This window comes from Nonomuraea sp. NPDC004354, from assembly GCF_053602555.1.
Genome location: NZ_JBSGDV010000004.1, coordinates 26858 through 49834 on the forward strand (window position 1 = coordinate 26858; position 22977 = coordinate 49834).

The 22977-nt window shown below is 71.4% G+C and carries 21 protein-coding genes; 13 read left to right on the forward strand and 8 right to left on the reverse strand.

Annotated features, from left to right (window positions below):
• The first annotated feature begins 1 nt into the window (after position 1).
• A complete protein-coding gene (locus ACWENQ_RS14855; RefSeq protein ID WP_354914868.1) occupies positions 2 to 955 on the forward strand; it encodes a coiled-coil domain-containing protein in 954 nt (317 codons plus the stop codon).
• Positions 956 to 1036: 81 nt separating this feature from the next.
• On the opposite strand, the gene katG is transcribed toward ACWENQ_RS14855, so the two are convergent.
• Both katG and ACWENQ_RS14865 read right to left on the reverse strand, forming a co-directional pair.
• A complete protein-coding gene (katG, locus tag ACWENQ_RS14860; RefSeq protein ID WP_452414556.1) occupies positions 1037 to 3313 on the reverse strand; it encodes a catalase/peroxidase HPI in 2277 nt (758 codons plus the stop codon).
• Between the two features lie 22 nt (positions 3314 to 3335).
• Positions 3336 to 3614: a hypothetical protein gene (locus ACWENQ_RS14865; RefSeq protein WP_452414557.1), complete on the reverse strand. Its 279-nt coding sequence runs from the start codon at positions 3612 to 3614 to the stop codon at positions 3336 to 3338.
• A gap of 152 nt (positions 3615 to 3766) precedes the next feature.
• Here ACWENQ_RS14865 and ACWENQ_RS14870 point away from each other — a divergent pair, with 152 nt between their 5' ends.
• A complete protein-coding gene (locus ACWENQ_RS14870; RefSeq protein ID WP_452414559.1) occupies positions 3767 to 5008 on the forward strand; it encodes a cytochrome P450 family protein in 1242 nt (413 codons plus the stop codon).
• A 144-nt stretch (positions 5009 to 5152) separates the two neighbouring features.
• Positions 5153 to 5659 carry a DinB family protein gene (locus ACWENQ_RS14875; RefSeq protein ID WP_452414560.1) on the forward strand — a complete coding sequence of 169 codons (507 nt, stop codon included), beginning with the start codon at positions 5153 to 5155 and terminating at the stop codon, positions 5657 to 5659.
• Positions 5660 to 5661: 2 nt separating this feature from the next.
• Here the strand turns inward: ACWENQ_RS14875 and ACWENQ_RS14880 are convergent, their stop codons facing one another.
• On the reverse strand, positions 5662 to 6960 hold the full coding sequence (locus ACWENQ_RS14880) for a M50 family metallopeptidase (RefSeq protein ID WP_449919649.1): 1299 nt from the start codon (positions 6958 to 6960) through the stop codon (positions 5662 to 5664).
• A 140-nt stretch (positions 6961 to 7100) separates the two neighbouring features.
• Here ACWENQ_RS14880 and ACWENQ_RS14885 point away from each other — a divergent pair, with 140 nt between their 5' ends.
• A complete protein-coding gene (locus ACWENQ_RS14885) occupies positions 7101 to 7727 on the forward strand; it encodes a response regulator transcription factor (RefSeq protein ID WP_452414562.1) in 627 nt (208 codons plus the stop codon).
• Between the two features lie 271 nt (positions 7728 to 7998).
• On the opposite strand, the gene ACWENQ_RS14890 is transcribed toward ACWENQ_RS14885, so the two are convergent.
• A complete protein-coding gene (locus ACWENQ_RS14890) occupies positions 7999 to 9114 on the reverse strand; it encodes a PP2C family protein-serine/threonine phosphatase (protein ID WP_354914878.1) in 1116 nt (371 codons plus the stop codon).
• Positions 9115 to 9232: 118 nt separating this feature from the next.
• On the opposite strand from ACWENQ_RS14890, the gene ACWENQ_RS14895 reads away from it, so the two are divergent.
• Together ACWENQ_RS14895 and ACWENQ_RS14900 are read left to right on the forward strand one after the other, a co-directional pair.
• Entirely contained in the window at positions 9233 to 10459 is a 1227-nt protein-coding gene (locus tag ACWENQ_RS14895; RefSeq protein WP_452414564.1) for a GNAT family N-acetyltransferase, read from the forward strand.
• A gap of 197 nt (positions 10460 to 10656) precedes the next feature.
• A complete protein-coding gene (locus ACWENQ_RS14900) occupies positions 10657 to 10803 on the forward strand; it encodes a hypothetical protein (RefSeq protein WP_452414566.1) in 147 nt (48 codons plus the stop codon).
• 343 nt (positions 10804 to 11146) lie between these two features.
• Here ACWENQ_RS14900 and ACWENQ_RS14905 read toward each other — a convergent pair whose 3' ends face one another.
• Positions 11147 to 11614, reverse strand: coding sequence for a ribose-5-phosphate isomerase (locus tag ACWENQ_RS14905; RefSeq protein ID WP_354914884.1), 468 nt, complete (start codon positions 11612 to 11614; stop codon positions 11147 to 11149).
• A gap of 99 nt (positions 11615 to 11713) precedes the next feature.
• Between ACWENQ_RS14905 and def the strand changes: the two genes are divergently transcribed.
• Entirely contained in the window at positions 11714 to 12202 is a 489-nt protein-coding gene (def, locus tag ACWENQ_RS14910; RefSeq protein WP_449919639.1) for a peptide deformylase, read from the forward strand.
• Between the two features lie 28 nt (positions 12203 to 12230).
• On the forward strand, positions 12231 to 12959 hold the full coding sequence (locus tag ACWENQ_RS14915; protein ID WP_452414568.1) for an SDR family oxidoreductase: 729 nt from the start codon (positions 12231 to 12233) through the stop codon (positions 12957 to 12959).
• Between the two features lie 7 nt (positions 12960 to 12966).
• On the opposite strand, the gene ACWENQ_RS14920 is transcribed toward ACWENQ_RS14915, so the two are convergent.
• Both ACWENQ_RS14920 and ACWENQ_RS14925 read right to left on the reverse strand, forming a co-directional pair.
• Positions 12967 to 14370 carry an aldehyde dehydrogenase family protein gene (locus ACWENQ_RS14920; protein WP_452414569.1) on the reverse strand — a complete coding sequence of 468 codons (1404 nt, stop codon included), beginning with the start codon at positions 14368 to 14370 and terminating at the stop codon, positions 12967 to 12969.
• A 104-nt stretch (positions 14371 to 14474) separates the two neighbouring features.
• Complete coding sequence (locus tag ACWENQ_RS14925) at positions 14475 to 15137, reverse strand: mycothiol-dependent nitroreductase Rv2466c family protein (RefSeq protein WP_452414571.1); 663 nt, start codon at positions 15135 to 15137, stop codon at positions 14475 to 14477.
• Between the two features lie 81 nt (positions 15138 to 15218).
• On the opposite strand from ACWENQ_RS14925, the gene pepN reads away from it, so the two are divergent.
• Positions 15219 to 17789 (forward strand): aminopeptidase N, encoded by a 2571-nt coding sequence (pepN, locus tag ACWENQ_RS14930; RefSeq protein ID WP_452414573.1) that lies wholly within the window; start codon positions 15219 to 15221, stop codon positions 17787 to 17789.
• A gap of 105 nt (positions 17790 to 17894) precedes the next feature.
• Here the strand turns inward: pepN and ACWENQ_RS14935 are convergent, their stop codons facing one another.
• Positions 17895 to 18770 (reverse strand): NAD-dependent epimerase/dehydratase family protein, encoded by an 876-nt coding sequence (locus ACWENQ_RS14935; protein WP_452414575.1) that lies wholly within the window; start codon positions 18768 to 18770, stop codon positions 17895 to 17897.
• Between the two features lie 115 nt (positions 18771 to 18885).
• On the opposite strand from ACWENQ_RS14935, the gene ACWENQ_RS14940 reads away from it, so the two are divergent.
• The 4 genes from ACWENQ_RS14940 to ACWENQ_RS14955 all read left to right on the forward strand — a co-directional run bounded on the left by ACWENQ_RS14940 (position 18886) and on the right by ACWENQ_RS14955 (position 22976).
• Entirely contained in the window at positions 18886 to 19407 is a 522-nt protein-coding gene (locus ACWENQ_RS14940; protein ID WP_452414577.1) for a MarR family winged helix-turn-helix transcriptional regulator, read from the forward strand.
• Positions 19408 to 19597: 190 nt separating this feature from the next.
• Positions 19598 to 21052: a serine/threonine-protein kinase gene (locus tag ACWENQ_RS14945; RefSeq protein WP_452414579.1), complete on the forward strand. Its 1455-nt coding sequence runs from the start codon at positions 19598 to 19600 to the stop codon at positions 21050 to 21052.
• A gap of 127 nt (positions 21053 to 21179) precedes the next feature.
• Positions 21180 to 22142, forward strand: coding sequence for a hypothetical protein (locus ACWENQ_RS14950; RefSeq protein WP_354914901.1), 963 nt, complete (start codon positions 21180 to 21182; stop codon positions 22140 to 22142).
• Between the two features lie 9 nt (positions 22143 to 22151).
• Complete coding sequence (locus ACWENQ_RS14955) at positions 22152 to 22976, forward strand: GNAT family N-acetyltransferase (RefSeq protein WP_449919614.1); 825 nt, start codon at positions 22152 to 22154, stop codon at positions 22974 to 22976.
• Position 22977: the final 1 nt, after the last annotated feature.

Sequence of the window (22977 nt, forward strand, 5' to 3'; positions counted from 1 at the left end):
CGTGGCGTCCCCCACGTCCCGTTTCGCATGCGGTGCTGTCGCCGCGCTGTCCCTCGTGATCGGTTCCGCGACCGCGGTCTCGGCTGCCCCCAAGCCGTCCGAACCGCAGTTGCGGACCGAGCTGAAGAAGCTCAACACCCGGGTCGACAAGCTGATCCGGACCTACAACGCCAAGCGCGTCTCGCTGGCCAAGGCCCAGAAGGACGCGAAAGCGGCCGGGAAACAGCTCGCGGCGGCCGAGCAGACGCTGGTCACGGCCGAGAAGGAGGCCTCGAGGATCACCGAGCTGCGCTACCAGGCCAGCACCCCTGACCTGCCGACGCTGCTGTTCACCCCCGACCTCAACACCGCCGCCCTGCTCGAGCAGATGAGCGCCGAGCAGGACGCGGTCGTCAAGAACGTCGCCGCGGCGCGCGACACCAAGAAGCAGGCCGCCGACGCGGCCACCGCGCTCGCCGACCGGATCAGGACCGAGACCGAGCAGGTCGCCGGCGACCGGAAGGCCGCCGAGGGCATGATCAAGGACATCGAGAAGAAGCTGCAGGCCCTCGTGCCGACCGGTCCTGGCCGCAAGGCCGACGGCAGCTGGGCGCCTGAGCTTCCCGCCGGGTCGGACAACATCACCCCGCGCACCCGGCTCATGCGCGACACCATCAAGAAGACGTTCGCGCTGCCGTTCGAGGTGGGCTGCTACCGGTCGGGCAGCAGCGGGGAACACCCCCTCGGACGGGCCTGCGACTTCATGATGAGCTCGGGCGGCTCCATGCCCGCGGCCGTCAACCGGACGCTGGGCGACCAGATCGCGGCGTGGGCGGTGAAGAACCAGACCCGCCTGGGCGTCAAGTACGTGATCTGGCGGCAGCGGATCAACAGCGGCAGCGGCTGGCGGCCGATGTCCGACCGCGGCAGCATCACCGAGAACCACTACGACCACGTCCACGTCTCGATGAACTGAAAGCAGGCGATGGCGAGCCGCCTGGACCGATACGCCTCCGCCGCCCCCGCCGCCGCCCTCGGCGGCGGGGGCGTTCACGGGTCAGGCGAGGTCGAACCGGTCGAGTTCCATGACCTTGGTCCAGGCCGCGACGAAGTCGGTCACGAACTTGTCGCGGGCGTCCTGGCTGGCGTAGACCTCCGCGAGGGCCCGTAGCTGGGAGTTGGAGCCGAAGATGAGGTCGACCGCGGTGGCGGTCCACTTCACCTCATCGGTGACCACGTCGCGGATCTCGTACAGATGCTCCTCGGAGTCCGATGCCTTCCACCGGGTGCCCGGGGAGAGCAGGTTGGTGAAGAAGTCGGCGGTGAGCACACCGGGCCGGTCGGTGAGGACGCCGTGCCGGGTACCGCCGACGTTGGCTCCGAGGGAACGCAGGCCGCCGATGAGGACGGTCATCTCGGGCGGAGTCAGGTTGAGCATGTAGGCACGATCGACGAGCAGCACCTCCGGTTGCGTCTTCTCGTCGGAACGCAGGTAGTTGCGGAACCCGTCGGCCCGCGGCTCCAGGACCCGGAAGGACTCGACGTCGGTCTGCTCCTGAGTGGCGTCGGTACGGCCCGGGCGGAACGGCACCGTCACCGCCACGCCGGCCTCGCCCGCTGCCCTCTCGACGGCGGCCGAGCCGGCCAGCACGATCAGGTCGGCGAGCGAGATCTTCGCGCCGCCGGCCTCGTTGAACTCGCGCCGGATGCCCTCGAGGGCGTCCAGGACCGTCGTGAGCTGCTCGGGCTGGTTGACCTCCCAGCTGCGCTGCGGCTCGAGACGGAGCCGGGCGCCGTTTGCGCCGCCGCGCTTGTCGGTGGACCGGAAGCTCGCTGCGGCGGCCCAGGCGGTGGAGACCAGTTGAGCGGTCGTGAGGCCGGACTCCAGGATCTTCGCCTTGAGGGAGGCGACGTCGGCGTCGCCCACGAGTTCGTGGTCGACCGCCGGCACCGGATCCTGCCACAGCTGGGGCTCGGCGACCCACGGTCCGAGGAAGCGGCTGACCGGACCCATGTCGCGGTGCAGCAGCTTGTACCAGGCCTTGGCGAAGGCCGACGCGAGCTCGTCGGGGTTCTCCAGGAAGTGGAGGGAGATCTTCTGGTACGTCGGGTCGACGCGCAGCGACAGATCGGTCGTGAGCATCGTCGGCTTGTGCTTCCTCGACGGGTCGTGGGCGTCCGGGATGAACGCCTCGGCGTCCTTCGCGACCCACTGCTTCGCGCCGCCGGGGCTCGTGGTGAGCTCCCACTCGTGGCCGAAGAGAATCTCGAAGTAACGGTTGCTCCACTGCGTCGGCCGGTCGGACCACGTCACCTCGAGACCGCTGGTGATCGTGTCACCGCCCTTGCCGGTGCCGTAGCTGCTCAGCCAGCCCAGGCCCTGCGCCTCCAGCGGCGCGCCCTCGGGCTCCGGCCCCACATGGTCGTCCGCGACGCCGGCGCCGTGGGTCTTGCCGAACGTGTGGCCGCCGGCGATGAGAGCGACGGTCTCCTCGTCGTTCATCGCCATCCGTGCGAAGGTCTCGCGGATGAAATGCGCCGCCGCGGCCGGGTCCGCGTTGCCGTGGGGACCCTCCGGGTTGACGTAGATGAGACCCATCTCGGTCGCGCCGAAGATCGGCACCATCTCGGTGTCGGTGGCGTAGCGCTCGTCACCGAGCCAGGCGTCCTCCGGACCCCAGAAGATCTCCTCCGGCTCCCAGACGTCCTCGCGGCCGAAACCGAAGCCGAAGGTCTGGAAACCCATCGACTCCAGGGCGACGTTGCCGGCGAGCACGAGCAGGTCGGCCCACGAGATCTTCTGGCCGTACTTCTGTTTGACCGGCCACAGCAGCCGGCGGGCCTTGTCGAGGTTGGCGTTGTCGGGCCAGCTGTTGAGCGGCGCGAAACGCTGGGCGCCATCGCCGGCCCCGCCGCGACCGTCGTGGATGCGGTAGGTGCCTGCGGCGTGCCAGCTCATCCGGATCATGAGACCGCCGTAGTGGCCGAAGTCGGCCGGCCACCAGTCCTGCGAGGTGGTGAGCACCTCGATGATGTCCCGCTTGAGGGCCTCGACGTCGAGCTTGCCGAACTCCTTGGCGTAGCTGAAGCCCTCTGCCAGTGGGCTGCTCTTGGACGAGTGCGCGCGCAACACCGAGAGGTCGAGCTGGTTGGGCCACCAGTCCCGGTTCGTGCGCGGACGACCGCCGGTCCTCGGGGTCGGCGAGGGGATCGCCGGATTCTCGCTCTCGCTGCCACGCGCGGTCGCGGAGTCTTGGGCGACCGAGTAGCCGGCCGCCGCCTTCTGGTCCACGCCCTGCGCGCTGGAGGGGGCGTTGTCCTGGGTGTCGCTCATCTGCTTCCTCCGAACTGCCGGATCAGTGGGCAATGCGTCTGGTCGCACAGCCGGGACAGGAGCCCCAGGAGACGACCTCCGCATGGCCGGTCACGAAGCCCTGGTCATCCGAGGCGGTGAGCCAGGGGGCGCGGCCGGGGGCGCAGTCGACGTCCGCGATCGCACCGCAGGAGCGGCGCACGACATGGCGATGGTTGTCCCGCACGCGTGACTCGTGGCGGGCGGTCGTACCGGCGGGTTCGACGCGCCGCACCGAACCGGCTGAAACCACTCGCGACTGCGCCTCGAAGTCAGACGCCATATCGTCAACATAGCCGCCCCCTTCGCAGAGCGGACACGCGGCCGTGCCCTGCCGTCCGCCTCGTGGCTTCGGACGCTCCTTGCCCGGGGTCGGCGGCAGGCGTACGTTTGACTCGATGACCAAAATCATCCGTTCGGTCACGAGAGGCGCTCATGAAGACCGTCAACATGATGGATCCCAACCTGCTGGCCGACCCCTTCGGCGGCTTCGCCGAGCTCAGGGAGGAGGCGCCCGTGCTCCGCGCCTCCTTCCCGTGGCTGGATGACGACACCCCCATCTGGCTGGTCACCCGGTACGACGACGTCAGGACCGTGCTGAGCGACCACCGGTTCGTCAACGACCCGCGCAACGTGCCAGGCGGGACGGTCGACAACGCGCGCACGAAGATCGCGCAGGCGAGGGGCGTCCCGCCCGAGTACGCCGACTTCCTGGCCAACGGCATGCTCGACCTCGACGGCGACGACCACCTCAGGCTGCGCAGGCTGGTCTCGCGCGCCTTCACGGCCAGGCGCGTGATGGAGCTGCGGCCCCGCGTGGAGGAGATCAGCGCGCGGCTGCTCGACGCGCTGCCGTCCGACCGGGTCGTCGACCTGGTCGAGGAGTACGCCTACCCGCTGCCGATCACCGTCATCTGCGAGCTGGTCGGCATCCCCGAGGCCGACCGCCCGCAGTGGAGGGCCTGGGGCGCCCGCATGGTCAGCATGGAACCCGGCGCGCTCGCCGAGCCGCTCGTCGGCATCATCGAGTACGTCCGCGACCTCATCCCCCGCCGGCGCGCCACCCCCGCCGACGACCTGCTCACCGGGCTCATCAGGGCCCACGACGAGGATGGCGACCGCCTGAGCGACGCCGAGCTGGTCACCATGGTGCTCACGCTCGTCCTGGCGGGTCACGAGACCACCGCCCACCTGATCGGCAACGGCACCGCCGCCCTGCTGACCCACCCCGACCAGCTCGCCAGGCTGCGCGCCGAGCCCGAACTGATGCCGCGCGCCGTCCACGAGCTCATGCGCTGGTGCGGACCCGTCCACGGCACCCGCCTGCGCTACCCCGTCGAGGACGTCGAGCTCGACGGCGCCGTGCTCAGGCGGGGCGAGCCGGTGATGGCGGTGCTCGTGAGCGCGAACTTCGACCCCCGCAGGTTCGACGACGCCGACCGGCTCGACATCGCCCGCGAGTCCGACAGCAGGCGCGAGGTCCACGTGGGCTTCGGCCACGGGCTGCACTACTGCCTGGGGGCGGCGCTGGCCCGGCAGGAGGGCGAGGTGGCCTTCGGCGGGCTGCTGTCGCGCTTCCCCGGGCTACGCCTGGCCGTCCCGCCCGAGAAGCTGGAGCGGCAGCTCATGCCCGGCTCCTGGCGCCTGGCGGCCCTTCCCGTGCTCCTGGACGGCTGACCCGGCCGACTCGCCCGACTCGCCCGCGCGCCCCAGGCCGGTCCCGAGCCCTCCCCGCACCGGCCGCGGGGCCGTCACGCCCCCGGCTCCTCCCGCGCCCCCTGGCGGCGCCATGGCTCCTGGGCGGGTCCATAATCACACGTTATGACCAACCCCCGGATCGATCCCCCGTTCATCGCCGGCGAGCGCGAGATGCTCGACTCCTGGCTCGACTGGCACCGCGAGACGCTGGCGATCAAGTGCGCCGGCCTGACCGACGACCAACTGCGCGAACGGTCCGCGGCGCCGTCCACGCTGTCACTGCTGGGCCTGGTACGCCACCTGGCCGACGTGGAGCGCGGCTGGTTCCGCCGGCACCTCATGGGCGAGGACGCCCCGCGCCTGCACTCCACCGACGGCCGCCCTGACGACGTCTTCGACGACATCGCGACGATGACCGGCGAGCAGGCGCTGGCCGCCTGGCGCGCCGAGATCGCCCATGCCCGCGAGGTGTCGGCCGGACTCCCGCTCGACACGATCGGCAAGGGCCTGCGGCACGGCGAGGAGGTGTCACTCCGGTGGATCATGGTGCACATGATCGAGGAGTACGCCCGCCACAACGGCCACGCCGACCTGCTGCGCGAGCGGATCGACGGGGCGACGGGCGACTGACCTCAGCCGGAGAGCCTGATCGGGTTGACCAGGTCGGCGTAGACGAGCAGCCCCGCCATGACGATCATGACCATGGCGAGCGCGTAGGTCAGCGGCAGCACCTTGGCGATGTCGACGTAGCCGGGCTCCGGCCGCCGCATCACGCGGGCGTAGCCGCGCTTGACGCCCTCCCACAGGCCGCCGGCGATGTGGCCGCCGTCGAGCGGCAGCAGCGGGATCAGGTTGAACATGCCGATCGCCAGGTTGAACCCGGCCAGCAGGTTGACCAGCTGGAAGAGCTTGTCCTTGACCGGCAGCTCCGAGGCGGCGATCTCACCGCCGATGCGCCCGGCGCCGACGACGCCGATGGGCCCGTTGGGGTCGCGCTCCTCGCCAGAGAAAGCCGCCTGCCACACGCCGACCATCCGCTGCGGCAGGTTGACCAGCGACTCGGCCACGTGGCCGGTCAGCGTGGCCATGTAGCCGATCACGGTGCCGACGCTCTGCTGCTCGTAGACCTTGGTGGCCATGACGCCGAGGAAACCCTCGCCCTTGGTCCTGGCCGTGGGGTCGTCGACGGCCGCCCTGGTGATGAGCGTGACGTCGAGGGTCATCGGCTTGCCGTCGCGGACGATGCCGATCGTGACCGGACCGGCGCCGTGCTTCCTGATCTTCTGGGTGGCCTCTTCCCAGGTGCTGACCTTGACGCCGTTGAAGGCGACGATCCTGTCGCCGGCCTTCATGCCCGCCTTGGCGGCGGGCGTCGGCTGGTCGCCCGCCGCGCAGACCGTGCGGGTCTGGCCGTGCGGGATGACGCAGGCGTTGGTGTCGGGCGAGACCACGGGCGACAGACCGGGCAGGCCGATGCCGACGAGCAGGATCGTGAACAGCACGAAGGCCAGCACGAAGTTCATCAGCGGGCCGCCGAACATGATGATGACCTTCTGCCACCACTTCTTGCGGTAGAAGACGCGGTCGTCGTCGCCGGGGCCCACCTCCTCCTGCGCCACGTCCCGCGCGGTGTCGATGAGGCCCTGGAACGGCCCGGTCGAGGATCTGCGCAGCTTGGTGGGGTCGTCGCCGGGGCGGGGCGGCAGCATGCCGATCATGCGGATGTAGCCGCCGAACGGGATCCACTTGATCCCGTACTCCGTCTCGCCCTTTCTCTTCGACCACAACGTGCCGCCGAAGCCCACCATGTACTGCGTCACCCTGACGCCGAACAGCTTGGCGGGAACGAGGTGGCCGATCTCGTGCAGGGCGATGGAGGCCATCAGCCCCAGCACGAAGATGACGATCCCCGCGATGTAGAGCCAGATCATCTACGCGCGCTCCGTGGCTGAGAAGAAGGTCCGACAAGCCCAGAGTAGTCGAACAATCCAATGCTGAACGGCTTGCGCGTCCTTTGCGAAAGCGTGGCGCCACGTTGACACTGCGCAGCCATCCGATCACTCTAGGGGATGTGTCGCTTCGGATCCTGGTCGCCGAGCACCGTCCGCTGGTGCGCAGGGGCCTGGTCGCCTCGCTCGAGGCGGAGCCCGACCTGCAGGTCGTGGCCCAGGTCGGCAGCAGTACGGAGATCGTCCCCGCGGCGCTGCGGCACCAGCCTCAGGCCGCCGTCGTCGACCTCGGCCTGCCCGGCCTCGACGGGCTCGGCGGGCTCGGCGGGCTCGGCGCCACCGCGCTGCTGCGCGAGCACGCGCCCGGCTGCCGGGTGCTGATCCTGTCCGCCCAGCCCAACCCTGGCCAGGTACGGCGGGCCTTCGAGGCGCGCGCGTCCGGCTTCATGGGCCTCGACGTGGCGCCCGAGGTGCTGGCCGCGGGCCTGCGGGCGATGGCCGAGGGGCGCAGGGCCGTCGACACCGAGCTGGCACTGGCGGCGCTGGAGTCGGCCGCCAACCCGCTGACCCCGCGCGAGCGCGAGGTGCTGCGCGTCGCGGCGGGCGGAGCGCGCTCCACGGAGATCGCCGACCAGCTGTTCCTGTCGGTGGGCACGGTCCGCAACCACCTGTCGCGCATCATGTGCAAGACGGGCGCCCGCAACAGGCTCGACGCGGTGCGCATCGCCAGCGACTCCGGCTGGCTGTAGCGGGACCGCCCCCACGCTCCGGCCATGCCGTCGGCGGGCCCGCTTCAGCCGGCCCAGCCTCGTGAACCGCCTACCGCCACCGAACCCTACGCACCGCCACCGAGCCCTGCGAACCGCGGCCGAGCCCCGGCGGAACCGCGCCGCTCCTGCCGGGGCTCGGGGCTCAGGGGCGCTCGGTGGCGCCCCTGCCGACCGTGACCGCCCCTTGAGGGTCTCAGGCCCGCTCCCTTGCCAGACAGTGACTCAGCTCACGATCTGACCGTGTCATTCGTCACGGCCGCCAGATGAGCACCAGCGCGCAGTCGTCGTTGTGGCCGGAGGCCATCGAGCTGACCAGCGCCCTGGCGCCGTCACCGAAACCCGAGGGCAGCAGCCGCTCGGCCTCGCCCAGCAGCCTGTCGAGGCCCGCGTCGATGTCGCGGCCCGGCTGCTCGATGAGGCCGTCGGTGTAGAGCATGAGGGCGTCGCCCTTGCGCAGCACCCCGCTGTCGGGCTCGCAGTGCAGGTCGGGCACGACTCCGAGGACCACGCCCTTGGCCGCGGCGATCTCCCAGGTGCCGGTGCCGGAGTCGAGCTTGACCACGGGAGGGTGACCGGCCGAGGTGATCGTGTACTCGCCGGTGGCCAGGTCGAGGCGCAGGTGGACGGCGGTGACGAAGCCCTCGTCGCCGCGCTGGCGGTGGAGGTAGCCGTTGCAGGCGGGCAGGAAGTCGTCGACCGAGCCGAGCAGCCCGCCGAAGGTGCCCGACAGCAGCAGCGCTCTGGTGCCGGCGTCGACGCCCTTGCCGGACACGTCGACCAGGGCGATGTCGACCTTGTCGCCGTCGCGCGTGGAGACCAGGAAGTCGCCGCCGAAGGAGGAGCCGCCCGCCTGTTTGAGCACCACCTTGGCGCCCCACTCCTTGGGCAGCGCGGGCAGCTCGCTCTGGCTCTTGAGCCGGTCGCGCAGCTCCAGCAGCATGGCGTCGCCGCGCAGCCCCTGCACGCCCAGTTTGCCCCTGGTGCGCGCCATGAGCACGGCCAGGACCGTGGTGAAGCCGATGGTCACCATGAGCCCGAGCCCGATGCTGTTGACGCCCAGGACCGCTCCAATGTAGGCGAGCGAGGCCAGGACGGAGACCAGCAGGATCGCCAGGCTGCGCAGCCGTAGCTGCAGGCCGCCGATGAGCGTGATGAGGATGAACAGGGACGGCGAGAACCACTCCATCGAGACGCGGGCGGCCAGCCCGCCGACGGTCAGGGTCAGCACCGACAGTGTGATGAGCAGGTTGCGGTCGCGGGCCAGCGGCCCTCTCCGGAGGAATCTGACGAGGGGCACCAGACCGGGCACCTTGACCAGCACCGCACGCAGCCGAGGCGGGATCTGCGGCACCGGACGTGAATTCATGATGCGCCTGACTGTAGCGTTCTCTCCCTCATTTGGGCAGCCCACTTGACCAAGACCTTGATCATTTACCATGGATATTGGGTGGCCGTCCGGCTTTGCCCGCTCCTACCGTGGACGGATGACCTATCCGATCCGCCCCATCTCGGAAGACGAGTGGCCCCAGTTCAGCGGCGTGCTCGTCGAGGCCTTCAACTGGACGCCCCCTCCCACCCAGGCCGAACGCTGGAAGGCCAACACCGAGTTCGACCGGACACTGGCCGCCTTCGACGGCGACCTCATCGCGGGTGTCACCGGCGTCCACAGTCTCTCGATGGCCGTGCCGGGCGGCACGCTGCCGGTGGCGGGCGTGACCGCGGTCAGCGTCCTGCCCTCCCACCGCCGCCGCGGCATCCTCTCGCAGCTCATGCGCCGGCAACTCGCCGACGTACGTCAGCGGGGCGAGGCCGTGGCCGCGCTCTACGCCTCCGAGGCGGTCATCTACGGCCGGTTCGGCTACGGCAGAGCGTCCGACAACCTGGCGATCGGCATCCCCACGCACCGCTCGGCCTTCGCCGCGTCCGCCCCGTCCGATCCCTCGCTCAGGATCCGCGTCGTCACGCCCGCCGACGTCAGGCCGGTCCTGGAGGAGCTGTTCGCCTCCGTCGTGGCGGAACGGCCCGGCCGCTACGCGCGCAACGAGCACTTCTGGAACCACATGCTGGCCGACGAGGAGTTCGACCAGAACGGCGCCGGCAGGCTGCGCGCGATCCTGGTGGAGGACGCCGACAAGGCACGCGGCTACGCGCTGTTCCGCGTCAAGGGGGGCTGGGCCGACAACGGCGGACCCGACGGCGAGCTGCAGCTGCGCGAGCTGCACGCCACCGACCCCGCAGCGCACGCGCTGCTGTGGCGCTCGGTGCTCGACCGCGACCTGGTCACCAAGGTCACGGCCGACGTCCCGGTCGACGACCCGATCACCCAGCTGCTGGCCGACGTCCGCCAGCTCAACGCGCGCTGGGGCGACGAGCTCTGGGTCAGGCTGGTCTCGGTGGACGCCGCGCTGGCCGCCCGCGCGTACGCCGCGCCGGTGGACGTGGTGATCGAGGTGGCCGACGACGTCTGCCCGTGGAACGCCGGCCGCTGGCGCCTCACCGCGGACACCGGCTCGGCCTCCTGCAAGCCCACCGACGAGGCGCCCGACCTGTCGCTGCCGGTGGCCGCGCTGGGCGGGGCCTACCTGGGGGCCGGCTCGCTCGCGGCCCAGCACGCGGCGGGCCTGCTGACCGAGCACTCGGCGGGCGCGGTCCGGGCGCTGGCCACCGCGCTGTCGTGGTCGCCCGCCCCGTGGGCGGGCCTGGTGTTCTGACCGGCTCAGGAACGCCCGGAGAGCGGGCGGGCGGCCGGGGGCGGGTCGGGTCGGTCGGGTCGGCTTGATGGGGTACGGCAGGCACGGCCGGCCGCCACCGCGGGCACGGGGCGGGCCTCCCTCCAGGGGCACGCTCCTCGAGCGCGCGGGGCCGGCCGCCGCCACGGACGGGCCGGGGGCGGGTTACAGTCACAGGTATGGCGCTGCAGAGTTTGCAGATCACGGCGATCACCGCGATGCGGGCCAGGGACGTCTCCAGGCCCTCGCAGGAGCAGCAGGAGGCCGCCGACCGGAGACCCTTGCGCGACGAGGCCCCCCGGCGCGAACCGCGCCGCAAGCAGTAACCCCTGGCGCACGGCCGCCCCTTTCGCCCGCAAGCCCTTGCCGGGAACCTCGCGCGCGACCTTCTTCTGGCGGATGCCGCGAGACCGCGCGAGCGGGCGCGCCCCGGCGTGCCTGCGCTCTTCGGGAGCGAACATGCCTGCGCTCTTCGGGAGCCCACGCGCCTGCGCTCCGGGAGAGAACGTGCCTGCGCTCCGGGAGAGAACGTGCCTGCGCATTTCGGTAGAGAACCTATGGCGCGGGATCTGGCGAGCGGATGCCCGACCCGCGCGACGAGGCCACGGCGAGCGGGTGTCCGCTCGCCGTGGAGGCGCGGGCGGTCGGCCCCCGGAGCCTGGCGGGCCGCTACGGCAGCGGCGGCAACTGGCCGATGGTCTCGTAGGAGGCCAGCTGGGCGATGCGGCGGCTGTGGCGCTCGGCGCCGGAGAACGGCGTGTCGAGGAACACCTCGACGAACCCGGTCGCCTCCTCCTCGGAGTGCATGCGGGCGCCGACGCTGATGACGTTGGCGTTGTTGTGCTCGCGGGCGAGCCGCGCCGTCTCCTCGCTCCAGGCCAGCGCGGCACGGATGCCGCGCACCTTGTTGGCCGCGATCTGCTCACCGTTGCCGGAGCCGCCGATCACGATGCCCAGGCTGCCGGGGTCGCCCGCGACCCCCTCGGCGGCGCGCAGCACGAACGCGGGGTAGTCGTCCTCGGCGTCGTAGACGAAAGGACCGCAGTCGGTCACCTCGTGCCCTTGGTCCTTCAACCAGGTCACCAGGTGGTTCTTCAGCTCATAGCCGGCATGGTCGGCACCGATGTAGACACGCACGGGACCAGTTTGGCAGGTTCGCAAGGCGCGCTCCACGCCGGTCCCACGCTAGAGTAAGAGGCTCTTGCCCCGCCCAGTCCTTACAGGAGTACAGCGCCCATGCGTGAGATCCGGTACATCGGCGATCCCGTCCTGCGCACCCCGGCCGAACCCGTCGTCGACTTCGACAGGGAGCTGAGGAAGCTGATCGACGAGATGTTCGAGGCGATGTACGCGGCCGAAGGCGTGGGCCTGGCCGGACCCCAGATCGGCGTGTCGCGCCGGCTGTTCGTCTACGACTGCAGCGGGCGCAAGGGGCACCTGATCAACCCCACGCTGACGATCGACGACGCCGAGCCGGTGCTCGACGAGGAGGGCTGCCTGTCGGTTCCCGGGCGCGACACCGGCAGGCCGCTGTACGCGGCCACTCCGCGGGCGGCGGGCGTGAGCATCGAGGGCGTCGACAGGCTCGGCCGCACCGTCCGGCTCAAGGCGCGCGGCCTGCTGGCACGCTGCTTCCAGCACGAGACCGACCACCTGGACGGCACGCTCTACGTCGACCGGCTGCCGAAGAGCGAGGCCCGCAAGATCCTCCAGCGCACACCCTGACGCCGGACCGATCGCCTAGGTTGGCCGCATGGGAGTACTCAGCGGCAAGGGGGCGGTCGTCACCGGAGGGTCCAGGGGCATCGGCAGGGCAATCGTCGAGCGTCTGGCCAGGGACGGCGCTCAGGTGGTCTTCAGCTACCGCAGCCAGGCGGAGGCGGCCGAGCGGGTCGCCGCCGCCACGGGGGCGCATGCCGTACAGGCGGACCTGGCGGGCAAGGCGGATCTGGAGCGGCTGTTCGCCGCGGCCGAGGCGGTCCTGCCGGGGCTGGACATCCTGGTCAACAACGCAGCGACCGGCGGTCCCCGGTCCATCGCCGACACCAGCGACGACGACTACGAGCACGTCATGGCGGTCAACGCCAGGGCGGTGTTCATCGCGATGCGCTGGGCGGCCAGGACGATGCGCGACGGCGGCAGGATCATCAACATCTCCACCCTCAACACGGCGCTGGCGGTGCCCGGCGTCGCCGTGTACGCCGCGAGCAAGGCGGCGGTCGAGCGGTTCGCCATGGTGGCCGCTCGCGAGCTCGGCGGGCGCGGGATCACCGTCAACAGCGTCTCTCCCGGCGCGGTCGACACCGAGCTGCTGCGTTCCACCAACCCGCCGGAGGCGCTGGAGCGCATGCCCGAGCTCACCGCGCTCGGGCGGATCGGCCGACCGGCCGACATCGCCGACGTGGTGGCCTTCCTCGCCGGGCCGGACGGCAGGTGGCTGACCGGCCAGAACCTGCGCGCGACGGGCGGCCTGCTGCTGTGACGCCGGCTCAGAGCTGGAGCGACTTGATCTCGAAGTACTCCTCGAGCCCGTGCTCGCCCAGCTCCCTGCCGATGCCGGAGTGCTTGTAGCCGCCGAAGGGCGCCTGCGGGTTGAACTGGCCGCCGTTGATCGACACCTGGCCGGTGCGCAGCCGCCTGGCCACCGCGACGGCCCGTTCCTGCGTGCCCGCCCACACGGCGCCGGCCAGGCCGTAGCGGGTGCCGTCGGCGATCTGCACGGCCTGCTCCTCGGTGGTGTAGGGGATGATCGACAGGACCGGACCGAAGATCTCCTCCTGCTCGATCGTCATCCCCGGCTCCACGCCGGCGAAGATGGTCGGCTCGACGTAGTAGCCGCGCTCCAGGGGGCGCTCGGTGCCGCCGATGATGAGGCGGGCGCCCTCCTCCTGCCCCGTGTTGATGTAGCGGACCACGCGGTCGCGCTGGGCGGCCGAGACCAGCGGGCCGATCCTGGTGGCCCCGTCGAAGGGGTCGCCGACGGTGTACTTGCGGGCGGCCTCGACGGCCAGGCCCACCGCCTGGTCGTACTGGTCGCGGTGGACGATCATCCGCGACCACGCCGAGCAGGTCTGCCCGGCGTTGACGAAGGCGTTGGCGACGCCCGCCTTGACGGCGACGGCCAGGTCGGCGTCGGGCAGGATCAGGTTGGCCGACTTGCCGCCGAGCTCCAGCGCGACCCGCTTGACGCTCTCGGCCGCCAGCGCGGCCACGCGGCGGCCCGCCTTCGTGGACCCGGTGAAGGAGACCATGTCGACCTCGGGGTGGGTGACCAGCGCCTCGCCGACCACCGGGCCCCTGCCGCTGAGCAGGTTGAACACGCCGCGCGGCAGGCCGATCTCGTCGAAGATCTCGGCCAGCGCGTAGGCGGCCAGCGGGGCCACCTCGCTCGGCTTGAGCACGACCGTGCAGCCGGCCGCCAGCGCGGGCGCGACCTTGCAGATGATCTGGTGGAGCGGGTAGTTCCACGGCGTGATCGCGGCCACCACGCCGGCGGGCTCCTTGACCACGAGCGAGTTGCCGATCCTGCTCTCGCGGGGGTGGCTCTCGGCCAGCTGCGCGTAGGAGGCCAGCACGCCCGCGGGCATCAGCGTCTGCACCTTCAGCGCGAAGCCGTACGGCGCGCCCATGTCGGTGGCGATCGTCCTGGCGACGCTCTCGGCGCGCTCCTGCAGCAGGCCGGCGGCCGCGGCCAGCAGCTTGCCTCGCTCGGCGGGCGCGGTGGCCGACCAGTCGGGGAAGGCGGCGCGGGCGAACAGGACCGCGGCCTCTGCGTCATCCGGTGCGCCGGCCGGAACGGTATCGATCGTCTCCTCTGTCGCGGGGTTGACGACGTCGATTCCTTCTCCCGAGACCGAGGCCGTCCAGGCCCCGTTGATATAGAGATGACGCATGTCCCCCATCCTTGCGTGCCGAAGGTCACAAAGCGAGAACCTTGACTCCCCTGAGAGTACGGCTTAGCGCGCAGAGTTAGGGGGACATGTCGGAGATCTCGTGACTAGTCGAAGACGGGCCGCTTGGTGCGGGTCCGCTTGAGCTCGAAGAAGTCCTCGAAGCCGGCGACGGCGCGGACGCCGTCCCAGAGCCTGCCCGCGTCCTCGCCCCGCAGGATCTTCGTCAGGACGGGCCCGAAGAAGGCCACGCCCTCGACCTGGATGACGGGGGTGCCGACCTCCTGGCCCACCAGGTCCATGCCGCGGAAGTGCGACTCCCTGATGGCCTCGTCGTAGTCACCGGAGTCCATCGCGTCGGCCACCTCCCGGTCGAGGCCCGCGGCCTCCAGGGCGTCGACGAGCGTGTCCCTGATGGTGGGGCCCTCCTTGGGCCGGCCCTCGTTGTGGAAGCGGGTGCCGAGCTCGGTGTACAGCGGACCCACCACGTGCTGACCGTACTTCTCCGCGGCGGCCGCCACGACCCGGACAGGGCCGATCGCCGCGGCGATCATCTGGCGGTACTCGTCGGGGATGTCCTTGTCCTCGTTGAGGACGTTCAGGCTCATGATGTGCCAGCGGGGTTCGATCGGCCGGACCTTCTCGACTTCCAGCAACCAGCGGGAAGTGATCCAAGCGAAGGGACAGAACGGGTCGAACCAGAGGTCTACAGGGGTTCGTTCAGCCATGGTGGGGGTTCCCTCAGTCGTGATGACCTTGCCGTCGGCCATAACCTGAGTGAGAGTCAGGACTATTCCTGACGTGACAGGATTCAGACATAACCCCAAAGATGTGGTGAAGAGGAGCGGATCTTGGCAGGCAACCTGACCCGTGACGAAGCTCGCGAGCGGGCCCGGCTGTTGAAGGTCGAGTCGTACGACGTCAAACTCGACCTGACGGAGGGTGAGGAGCGGTTCGAGAGCGTCACGACCGTTCGCTTCTCCGCCGCGGAACCAGGCGCGACGACGTTCATCGACCTGCACGGCGCCCACCTGCGCTCGGTCGAGCTCAACGGCGTGGCGCTCGACGTGTCCGCCTACGACGCCGACAAGGGACGCTTCCCGCTGTCCGGCTTGGCCGCCGACAACGAGCTGACGATCGACGCCGACTGCGCCTACATGCGTACGGGCGAGGGTCTGCACCGGTTCGTCGACCCCGTGGACCAGAAGGTCTACCTGCACACGCAGTTCGAGACGGCCGACGCGCACCGCATGTACGCCTGCTTCGACCAGCCCGACCTGAAGGCGGCCTTCGAGCTGACCGTGCTGGCCCCGGCCGACTGGGAGGTCGTCTCCAACAGCGCCGCCGACTCCGTCGAGGAGCTGGAGGAGCACAAGGGCCGCCACGGCACGATGCGGGCGGCCAGGCGCCATCACTTCGCGCCCACCGCGCGCATCTCCACCTACATCACCGCGCTGGTGGCCGGCGGCTACCACAAGGTGACCTCCGAGCACGACGGCATCCCGCTGGGCATCTACTGCCGCGCCTCGCTGGCCGAGCACCTCGACCCGGACAACATCTTCGAGGTCACCCGTCAGGGCTTCGACTTCTTCCACAAGGTCTTCGGCGTCCGCTACCCGTTCGGCAAGTACGACCAGCTGTTCGTCCCGGAGTTCAACGCGGGCGCGATGGAGAACGCCGGCTGCGTGACCTTCCTGGAGGACTACGTCTTCCGCTCCCGCGTCACCGACGCCATCATCGAGCGCCGCGCGGAGACGATCCTGCACGAGATGGCGCACATGTGGTTCGGCGACCTGGTCACCATGCGCTGGTGGGACGACCTGTGGCTGAACGAGTCGTTCGCCACCTACGCCTCCGTGCTGTGCCAGTCGGAGGCCACCCGCTGGGGCAACGGCGCGTGGACCACGTTCGCGAACGTGGAGAAGGCCTGGGCCTACCGCCAGGACCAGCTGCCCTCCACCCACCCGATCGCCGCCGACATCCCCGACATGCAGGCGGTCGAGGTCAACTTCGACGGCATCACGTACGCCAAGGGCGCCTCGGTGCTCAAGCAGCTGGTGGCCTACGTCGGCCTCGACAACTTCCTGGCCGGCGTCCGCGACTACTTCTCCGAGCACGCCTGGGGCAACACCGAGCTCAAGGACCTGCTCACCGCGCTGGAGCGGACCAGCGGCCGCGACCTGTCGTCGTGGTCGAAGGAGTGGCTGGAGACCTCCTGGGTCAACACGCTGCGCCCCTCGTTCGAGGTGGACGCCGAGGGCCGCTTCACCCGCTTCGAGGTGCTGCAGGAGGCGCCGGCCGAGTACCCGACGCTGCGGTCGCACCGCGTCGCGATCGGCCTGTACTCCCTGGTCGACGGCGAGCTGACCAGGACCAGGCGGGTCGAGCTCGACGTGGTCGGCGCGCGCACGGCCGTCGCCGAGCTGGTCGGCGAGGTCCAGCCCGACCTGGTGCTCGTCAACGACGACGACCTCACCTACGCCAAGGTGCGGCTCGACGAGCGCTCCCTGGCCACGCTGGTCGACGGTGGCATCACGCGCTTCACCGAGTCGCTGCCGCGCGCGCTGTGCTGGTCGGCGGCCTGGGACATGACGCGTGACGCCGAGATGGCCACCCGCGACTACGTCAAGCTGGTCATCTCCGGCATCTCGACCGTCAAGGACATCACGGTCGTGCAGACCGTGCTGCGCCAGGCCCGCCAGGCCGTGCAGCAGTACGCCGACCCGGCCTGGCAGGCCGAGGGCCTGGCCCAGCTCGCCGCGGCGCTGAAGTCGTGGATCGCCTCGGCCGAGGCCGGTTCCGACCACCAGCTCGCCTACGTCAACGCCTTCTGCGCGGTGGCCACCTCGAGCGAGGACCTGGCCTTCGTCAAGGGCATCCTGGACGGCACGTCGGTGCCCGAGGGCCTGGCCGTCGACGCCGACCTGCGCTGGACGCTGACGCACGCGCTGGTCAGCGGCGGCGTGCTCGGCGCCGCCGACATCGAGGCGGAGCTGCAGCGCGACGCCACCGCCTCGGGCGAGCGCTCGGCCGCCCTGTGCAAGGCGGCCATCCCGACCGCCGAGGCCAAGGCGGAGGCGTGGGCGGCGATCACCGGCGGCAAGCTGGCCAACGCGATCTTCAGGACGACGATCGCCGGGTTCCAGGACCCGCACCACGTGGAGTTGCTCGCGCCGTACAAGGAGAAGTACTTCGCCGAGGTCGGGCGGATCTACGACGAGTGGACGTTCGACATGGCGCAGAGCTTCTCCGTGGGGTGCTTCCCCTCGCTGCTGATCGAGCAGGGGACGGTCCAGGCGGCCGACGACTACCTCGCCTCGTCCGGCGCTCCCCAGGCGCTGCGCAGGATGGTCATGGAGGGTGCCGACGGCGTGAGCCGCGCCCTGCGGGCCCGCGCCAAGGACGCCTCCGCGCGCGGCTGACCGGCCGCGCGGCCGCCCCTGCGGGGCGGCTGACATGAGGCACCCGCCGATGTGACGGGCGCCCCTCGGCTCTCGAGGGGCGCCCGGTCGCGTTCACGGGCGGGGTCAGCGGTAGGAGCCGTCCTGGATGTCGGCGACCGCGCCGGGGCGCTCGGGCGTCCAGCCGAGCGTGTCGCGCGCAGCCTGACCGGCGACGGACTGGTCGAGCGCCAGGGCGTCGGCGAACAGCCGGCCGAGCTCCGCACCGGCCTGCTCCAGCGGCCAGCTCTCGGGCGCGGCGGTGAGCCCGGCCGCGCGTCCCGCGGCGGCGGCCAGATCCGTGACGGGCACCGCGTTCTCGGTCACGCCGTGCCAGAGCGTCCCGGGGTCCGCCTTCTCGACCACCAGCGCGAACAGGTCGGCGAGGTCGTCGACGTGCACCATCGGCCAGCGCACCGACTCGTCGCCGACGAACCTGGGCGCGCCGTGCTTGGCGGCGAGGCTCACCAGCAGGGCGGGGATGCCGCCGCCGCGGCCGTGCACGATGCCGGGACGGATCACGGTTGCGCGTACGCCGTCGGCCGCGGCCGCGAGCACCTGACGCTCGATGTCCGGGCGGTAGCCCACGATCGGCAGCGGGTTGACCGGCGTCCGCTCGTCGGCGGTCCCGGCCCCGGTCGCGCCGAGCACCCACACGCCGCTGGTGTAGACGAAGGCCCGCCCGGTACCGCGCAGCGGCTCGGTCAGGGCGGTGATCGCGGCGGCGTCGACGGCGGCGTCACCGGTGGGTCCGGCCAGGTTGATCACGGCGTCGATGTCGGGCGTCACGGCCGCGGTGAGCGAGGCGGGATCCGTCATGTCGCCGACGCGGCGCTCGTTCCCCCGCCCGGACCCCACGGAAGTGGGGCGGGTGAGCTCGACGATCTCGTGGCCCCGCTCCGCCAGCCGCTCGGAGATGGCCGTGCCCAGGTAGCCGCTCGCACCGATGATCAGAACACGCATGTCAGACCTCCATCAAAAATTTCGATGTCGAAAACTTAAGGCTCGACCCTCGCCACTGTCAAACGCTTCGATGTGGAAATGTTAGGCTGCGGAAACCCCGACAAGGATGTGAGCCATGAGCGAGAGCGCCCCAGAGGACGAGGTGGACGTGATCATCCAGGAGTGGCGGCAGGCCAGGCCCGACCTCGACGCCTCCCCCATAGGCGTCGTGGGGCGGCTGTCACGAGCCTCGCGGCTGATCGAACGCGGCGTCAAGGACCTCTTCGAGGAGCACGGCCTGCAGCCCTGGGAGTTCGACGTGCTGGCCACGCTGCTGCGCTCCGGCCCGCCGTACCTGCTCTGCGCGGGCGACCTGAGCGCGGCGGCGATGGTGAGCTCCGCGGCCCTCACCAACCGGGTCGACCACCTCGTGGCCAAGGGCCTGGTCCACCGCGAGGTCGACCCCGCGCACCGGCGCCGCGTGCTGATCTCGCTGACCGATCAGGGTTTCGCCGTGGTCAACGAGGTCGTCGAGCACCACATCGCCAACGAGAACCGCCTGCTGTCCGGCCTGACCGCGGCCGACCGCGACCACCTGACCGTGCTGCTGCGCCGCCTGCTCGTCTCCCTCGGCGACACGGGCCGCGCCACCGGCTGACCACACACGTCGCCCCCACCGGCGGCGCCTTCTGACCGCCGCCTCTCCGCAGCGGCGCCCTTCCCCTTGGAGGGCGCCGCCCTGGTTCGACGGCATCTGGTGGGGTATGCGGCGTCCGTTCCCGGTGCGACGTCCCACCCCCTCGCTCGTTTCCCGGATGCCGCGGGACCTGCGGTGTTAGCCTCGACTGGTGCTCGAACCCGGGACCAGACTCAGCGGCCGCTACCGTCTGCTGTCCAGGCTGGGTGGTGGCGGCATGGGCGAGGTCTGGCGTGCCGACGACGACGTGCTCGGCCGTACCGTCGCGGTGAAGGTCCTCCTGCCGGCGCTCATGGAGGACCCGCGCTTCGCCCAGCGCTTCCAGAACGAGGCCAGGGCGATGGCCACGCTCACCCACCCCGGCGTGGTCGACGTCTACGACTACGGCACCTGCGAGCTCGGCGACGGGCGCCGGGTGAGCTTCCTGGTGATGGAGTACGTCGACGGCGAGTCGCTCGACCGGCTGCTGCGCCGCTCGGCGCTCACGGCCGACGAGACCATGCGGCTGGTCGCCGAGGTGGCCGACGCCCTGGCCGCGGCCCACGAGCGCGGCATCGTGCACCGCGACGTCAAGCCCGCCAACCTGATGATCAAGGCGGACGGCAGCGTCACCCTCACCGACTTCGGCATCGCCCACTCCGCCTCCGGCGGCCAGCTGACCGCGACCGGCACCGTGATGTGCTCGGCCGGCTACTGCGCTCCCGAGCAGGCCTCGGCGGGCGACATCACCCCCGCCGTCGACGTCTACGCCCTCGGCGTGGTGGCCTACCAGTGCCTGACCGGCAGGCTGCCCTTCGACGGCGAGACCCCCGTCCAGATCATCTTCAAGCACCTCAGGGCCGCCGTGCCGCCGCTGCCCGACGACGTGCCTCCCGCGTCGCGCGCGCTGGTCATGTGGGCGCTGGAGAAGGACCCGGCCATGCGCTGGGCCTGCGCCACCGACATGGCCTCCGCCGCCAGGCACGCCGCCGCCCACCCGATGGACGACCTCAGCCCGGTCAGCGGCCGGGGCCAGGACGCCGAGCCCGCGGCGCCACCCGCGGGCGCGGGGGCGCCGGGAGCCGCCGTCCCCGGTGCCGAGCCCGGTGCCGAGCCCGGCGCCGACCTCCGCACGCTCCCCGCCGACCGGCCACGCCGCGGTCGCCGGCGGGCGCTGGTGATAACGGGCGCCACCCTGGCCGCCCTCGCCGCGGCGGTGGCAGCCGTCGGGTGGACATGGTTCCGGCAGCCGGTCCCCGCGGGCGGGGTGCGGCAGGAGCTGCCCGTGGCCGAGCCGGTCGGGGGACGCACGATCCAGGCCCGGGTGCCGATCAAGCAGGAGCCCGGCCGGGTGCCCCCGGTCGGCGGCAAGGTCAGGCCCACGCCCAGCCCCGACCAGGCGGCCACCGCGCCACCGCCCTCGTCCGTGCCGAGCGTCCCCGTCACACCGCCGGTCACACCGCCCGCCGAGCCGACCCGCGAGCCGACCGCCGCGCCGACGCAGGAGCCGACGAAGCCCGCCGAGCCGCAGGAGCCCACCACCGAGCCGACCGTCGACCCGCCCACACCGGACCCGCAGACCGGGCCGGGCGGCGACATCCAGTGCATCAAGGCGCCCTGTCCCTGACGGCGTCGCCGCACACCGGCGGCCGGGCCCGGTTTGATGACGGCCACGGCGGTGGTGTTGGGTGGATGGCGTGGGTCCCCGACCCTCCGGATCCTGTCATCCGCCGACCCCATGAGAGAGTGATCACGTGGAAACGACTCGTGATCTGCTCGTCGCGCTGGCCAATCGTTACGCGTTCGCCGACCTCGGCGCGCTGGCCCCGACCGAGGAGATCGCCGAGGTCTGCGAGTTCGGCCAGCGCCTGCTCTCGCTGGACGCCGAGGACTTCGCGGTGGGCGCGCCCGCCGTACCGAGCGATCTGCGCCGCAGGGCGCGCGACTGCCACATGCCGCAGACCCCGCGCGAGCAGCCGAGAGGGGCGCTCGACTCGCTGCGCCCCGCGTACGGCCTGCTGCTGGAGGTCATCGCCATCAGGTGGTTCCGCCGCGAGCTGAGCCCGATGATCGCCGCCGTGCACATCACCAGCGAGTACCTGCCGCTGCTGGCCTTCGAGTCGCAGCTGGGTCACGCGGGCGACCCCGCGCGCTGGCCGGAGGGGCTGACCGTGCCCGGCAGCAGGTTCGGGGTGATCGGCGACAGGGAGTGCGACCACACCAAGTCGGAGCAGTCGGCCACCAACCGCACGCTGCGGGTGGCGGGCGAACCGCCGGAGGGCTGGCGCGCCTACTTCGACCGGCAGCACAGCCAGGTGGCCGGCGCGCTGGCCGTGTGCGTGGCCACCTGCCGCAACCCGTGCTCGGCGATGGACTGGATCGATCCGAAGGCGAAGGAGGACCTGCACGTGCGGGCCCGCACCGCGCTGGCGTTCGCCGAGACCCCGCTGGTACGGCTGCGCCACGCCGCTCCCGTCGGCCACGGCTTCGGCGTCCCCTCCCCGGAGGAGGTGCTCGACGCGTGGGAGCGCAGCCGCCTGGCCCTGGACAAGAACGAGGTGGGCGCCCGCGCGCTGGTCGACGACGGCTTCCCGATCCCCGGGCTGCCGTCGCTCGTCTCCGCCATCGCGGGAACACCGCTGGAGCCGTCCACGCTCCTGCGCGACGTGAGCGCGCACGTGGCCGGCCTGCTCAGGGCCTGCGACGATCTGGCATGATCCACGATCATGTGGAACTTCTCGTCTGACGCCGCCGAGTACGCCGCGCACGCCGAGGCCTTCCTGAAGGCGGACCCGGCGGCCAACACCGTTCCGCTCACCGTCCTGGCGGGGACGCGCATGGGCATGTGGGGCGATCGGCACCTGTTCGGGTGGTGGAGCGAGGACGGCGAGGTCAGCGGGGCGATGTTCCGTACCGCTCCGCACCCCCTCTACCTGGCGCGCATGCCGCTGGCCGCGGTGCCGCCGCTGGCCCGGGAGCTGCGCGCACGCGGCGTCGAGACGCCGGAGGTGTCCGGGCCCGCCGACCTGGTCGACGCCTTCCTCGACGCCTCCGGAGCCACCGAGCGCGCCCCCCGCCGCAACGAGCGGCTCTACCGGCTCGGCACGCTGGCCGTCCCGGAGGTGACCGGTCACGGGCGCCGCGCCACCCTGGGCGACTTCCCCCTGGTGGTGAACTGGTACGAGGCCTTCGCCGTCGAGGCGGGCCTGCGCGTCGGCGACGACCTGGCCGAGCGCACCCACCGTCGCATCGAGCAGGGCGACATGCTGCTCTGGATCGACGGCGACGTGCCCGTCTCGTTCGCGGGCATCTCGCCGGAGGCGGCGGGAATGTGCAGGATCGGGCCCGTCTACACGCCGCCGTCGAGCCGCCGCCGCGGGTACGGCTCCGCCGTCACCGCCTACGCCAGCCAGGTGGCGCTCGCCGAGCGGTGCACGATGACCGTGCTGTTCACCGACCTGAGCAACCCCACCAGCAACGCCATCTACCAGAGCATCGGCTACGAGCCGGTGTCCGACTACGCCTTCGTCGTGCTCGACCCCGTACGCTAGA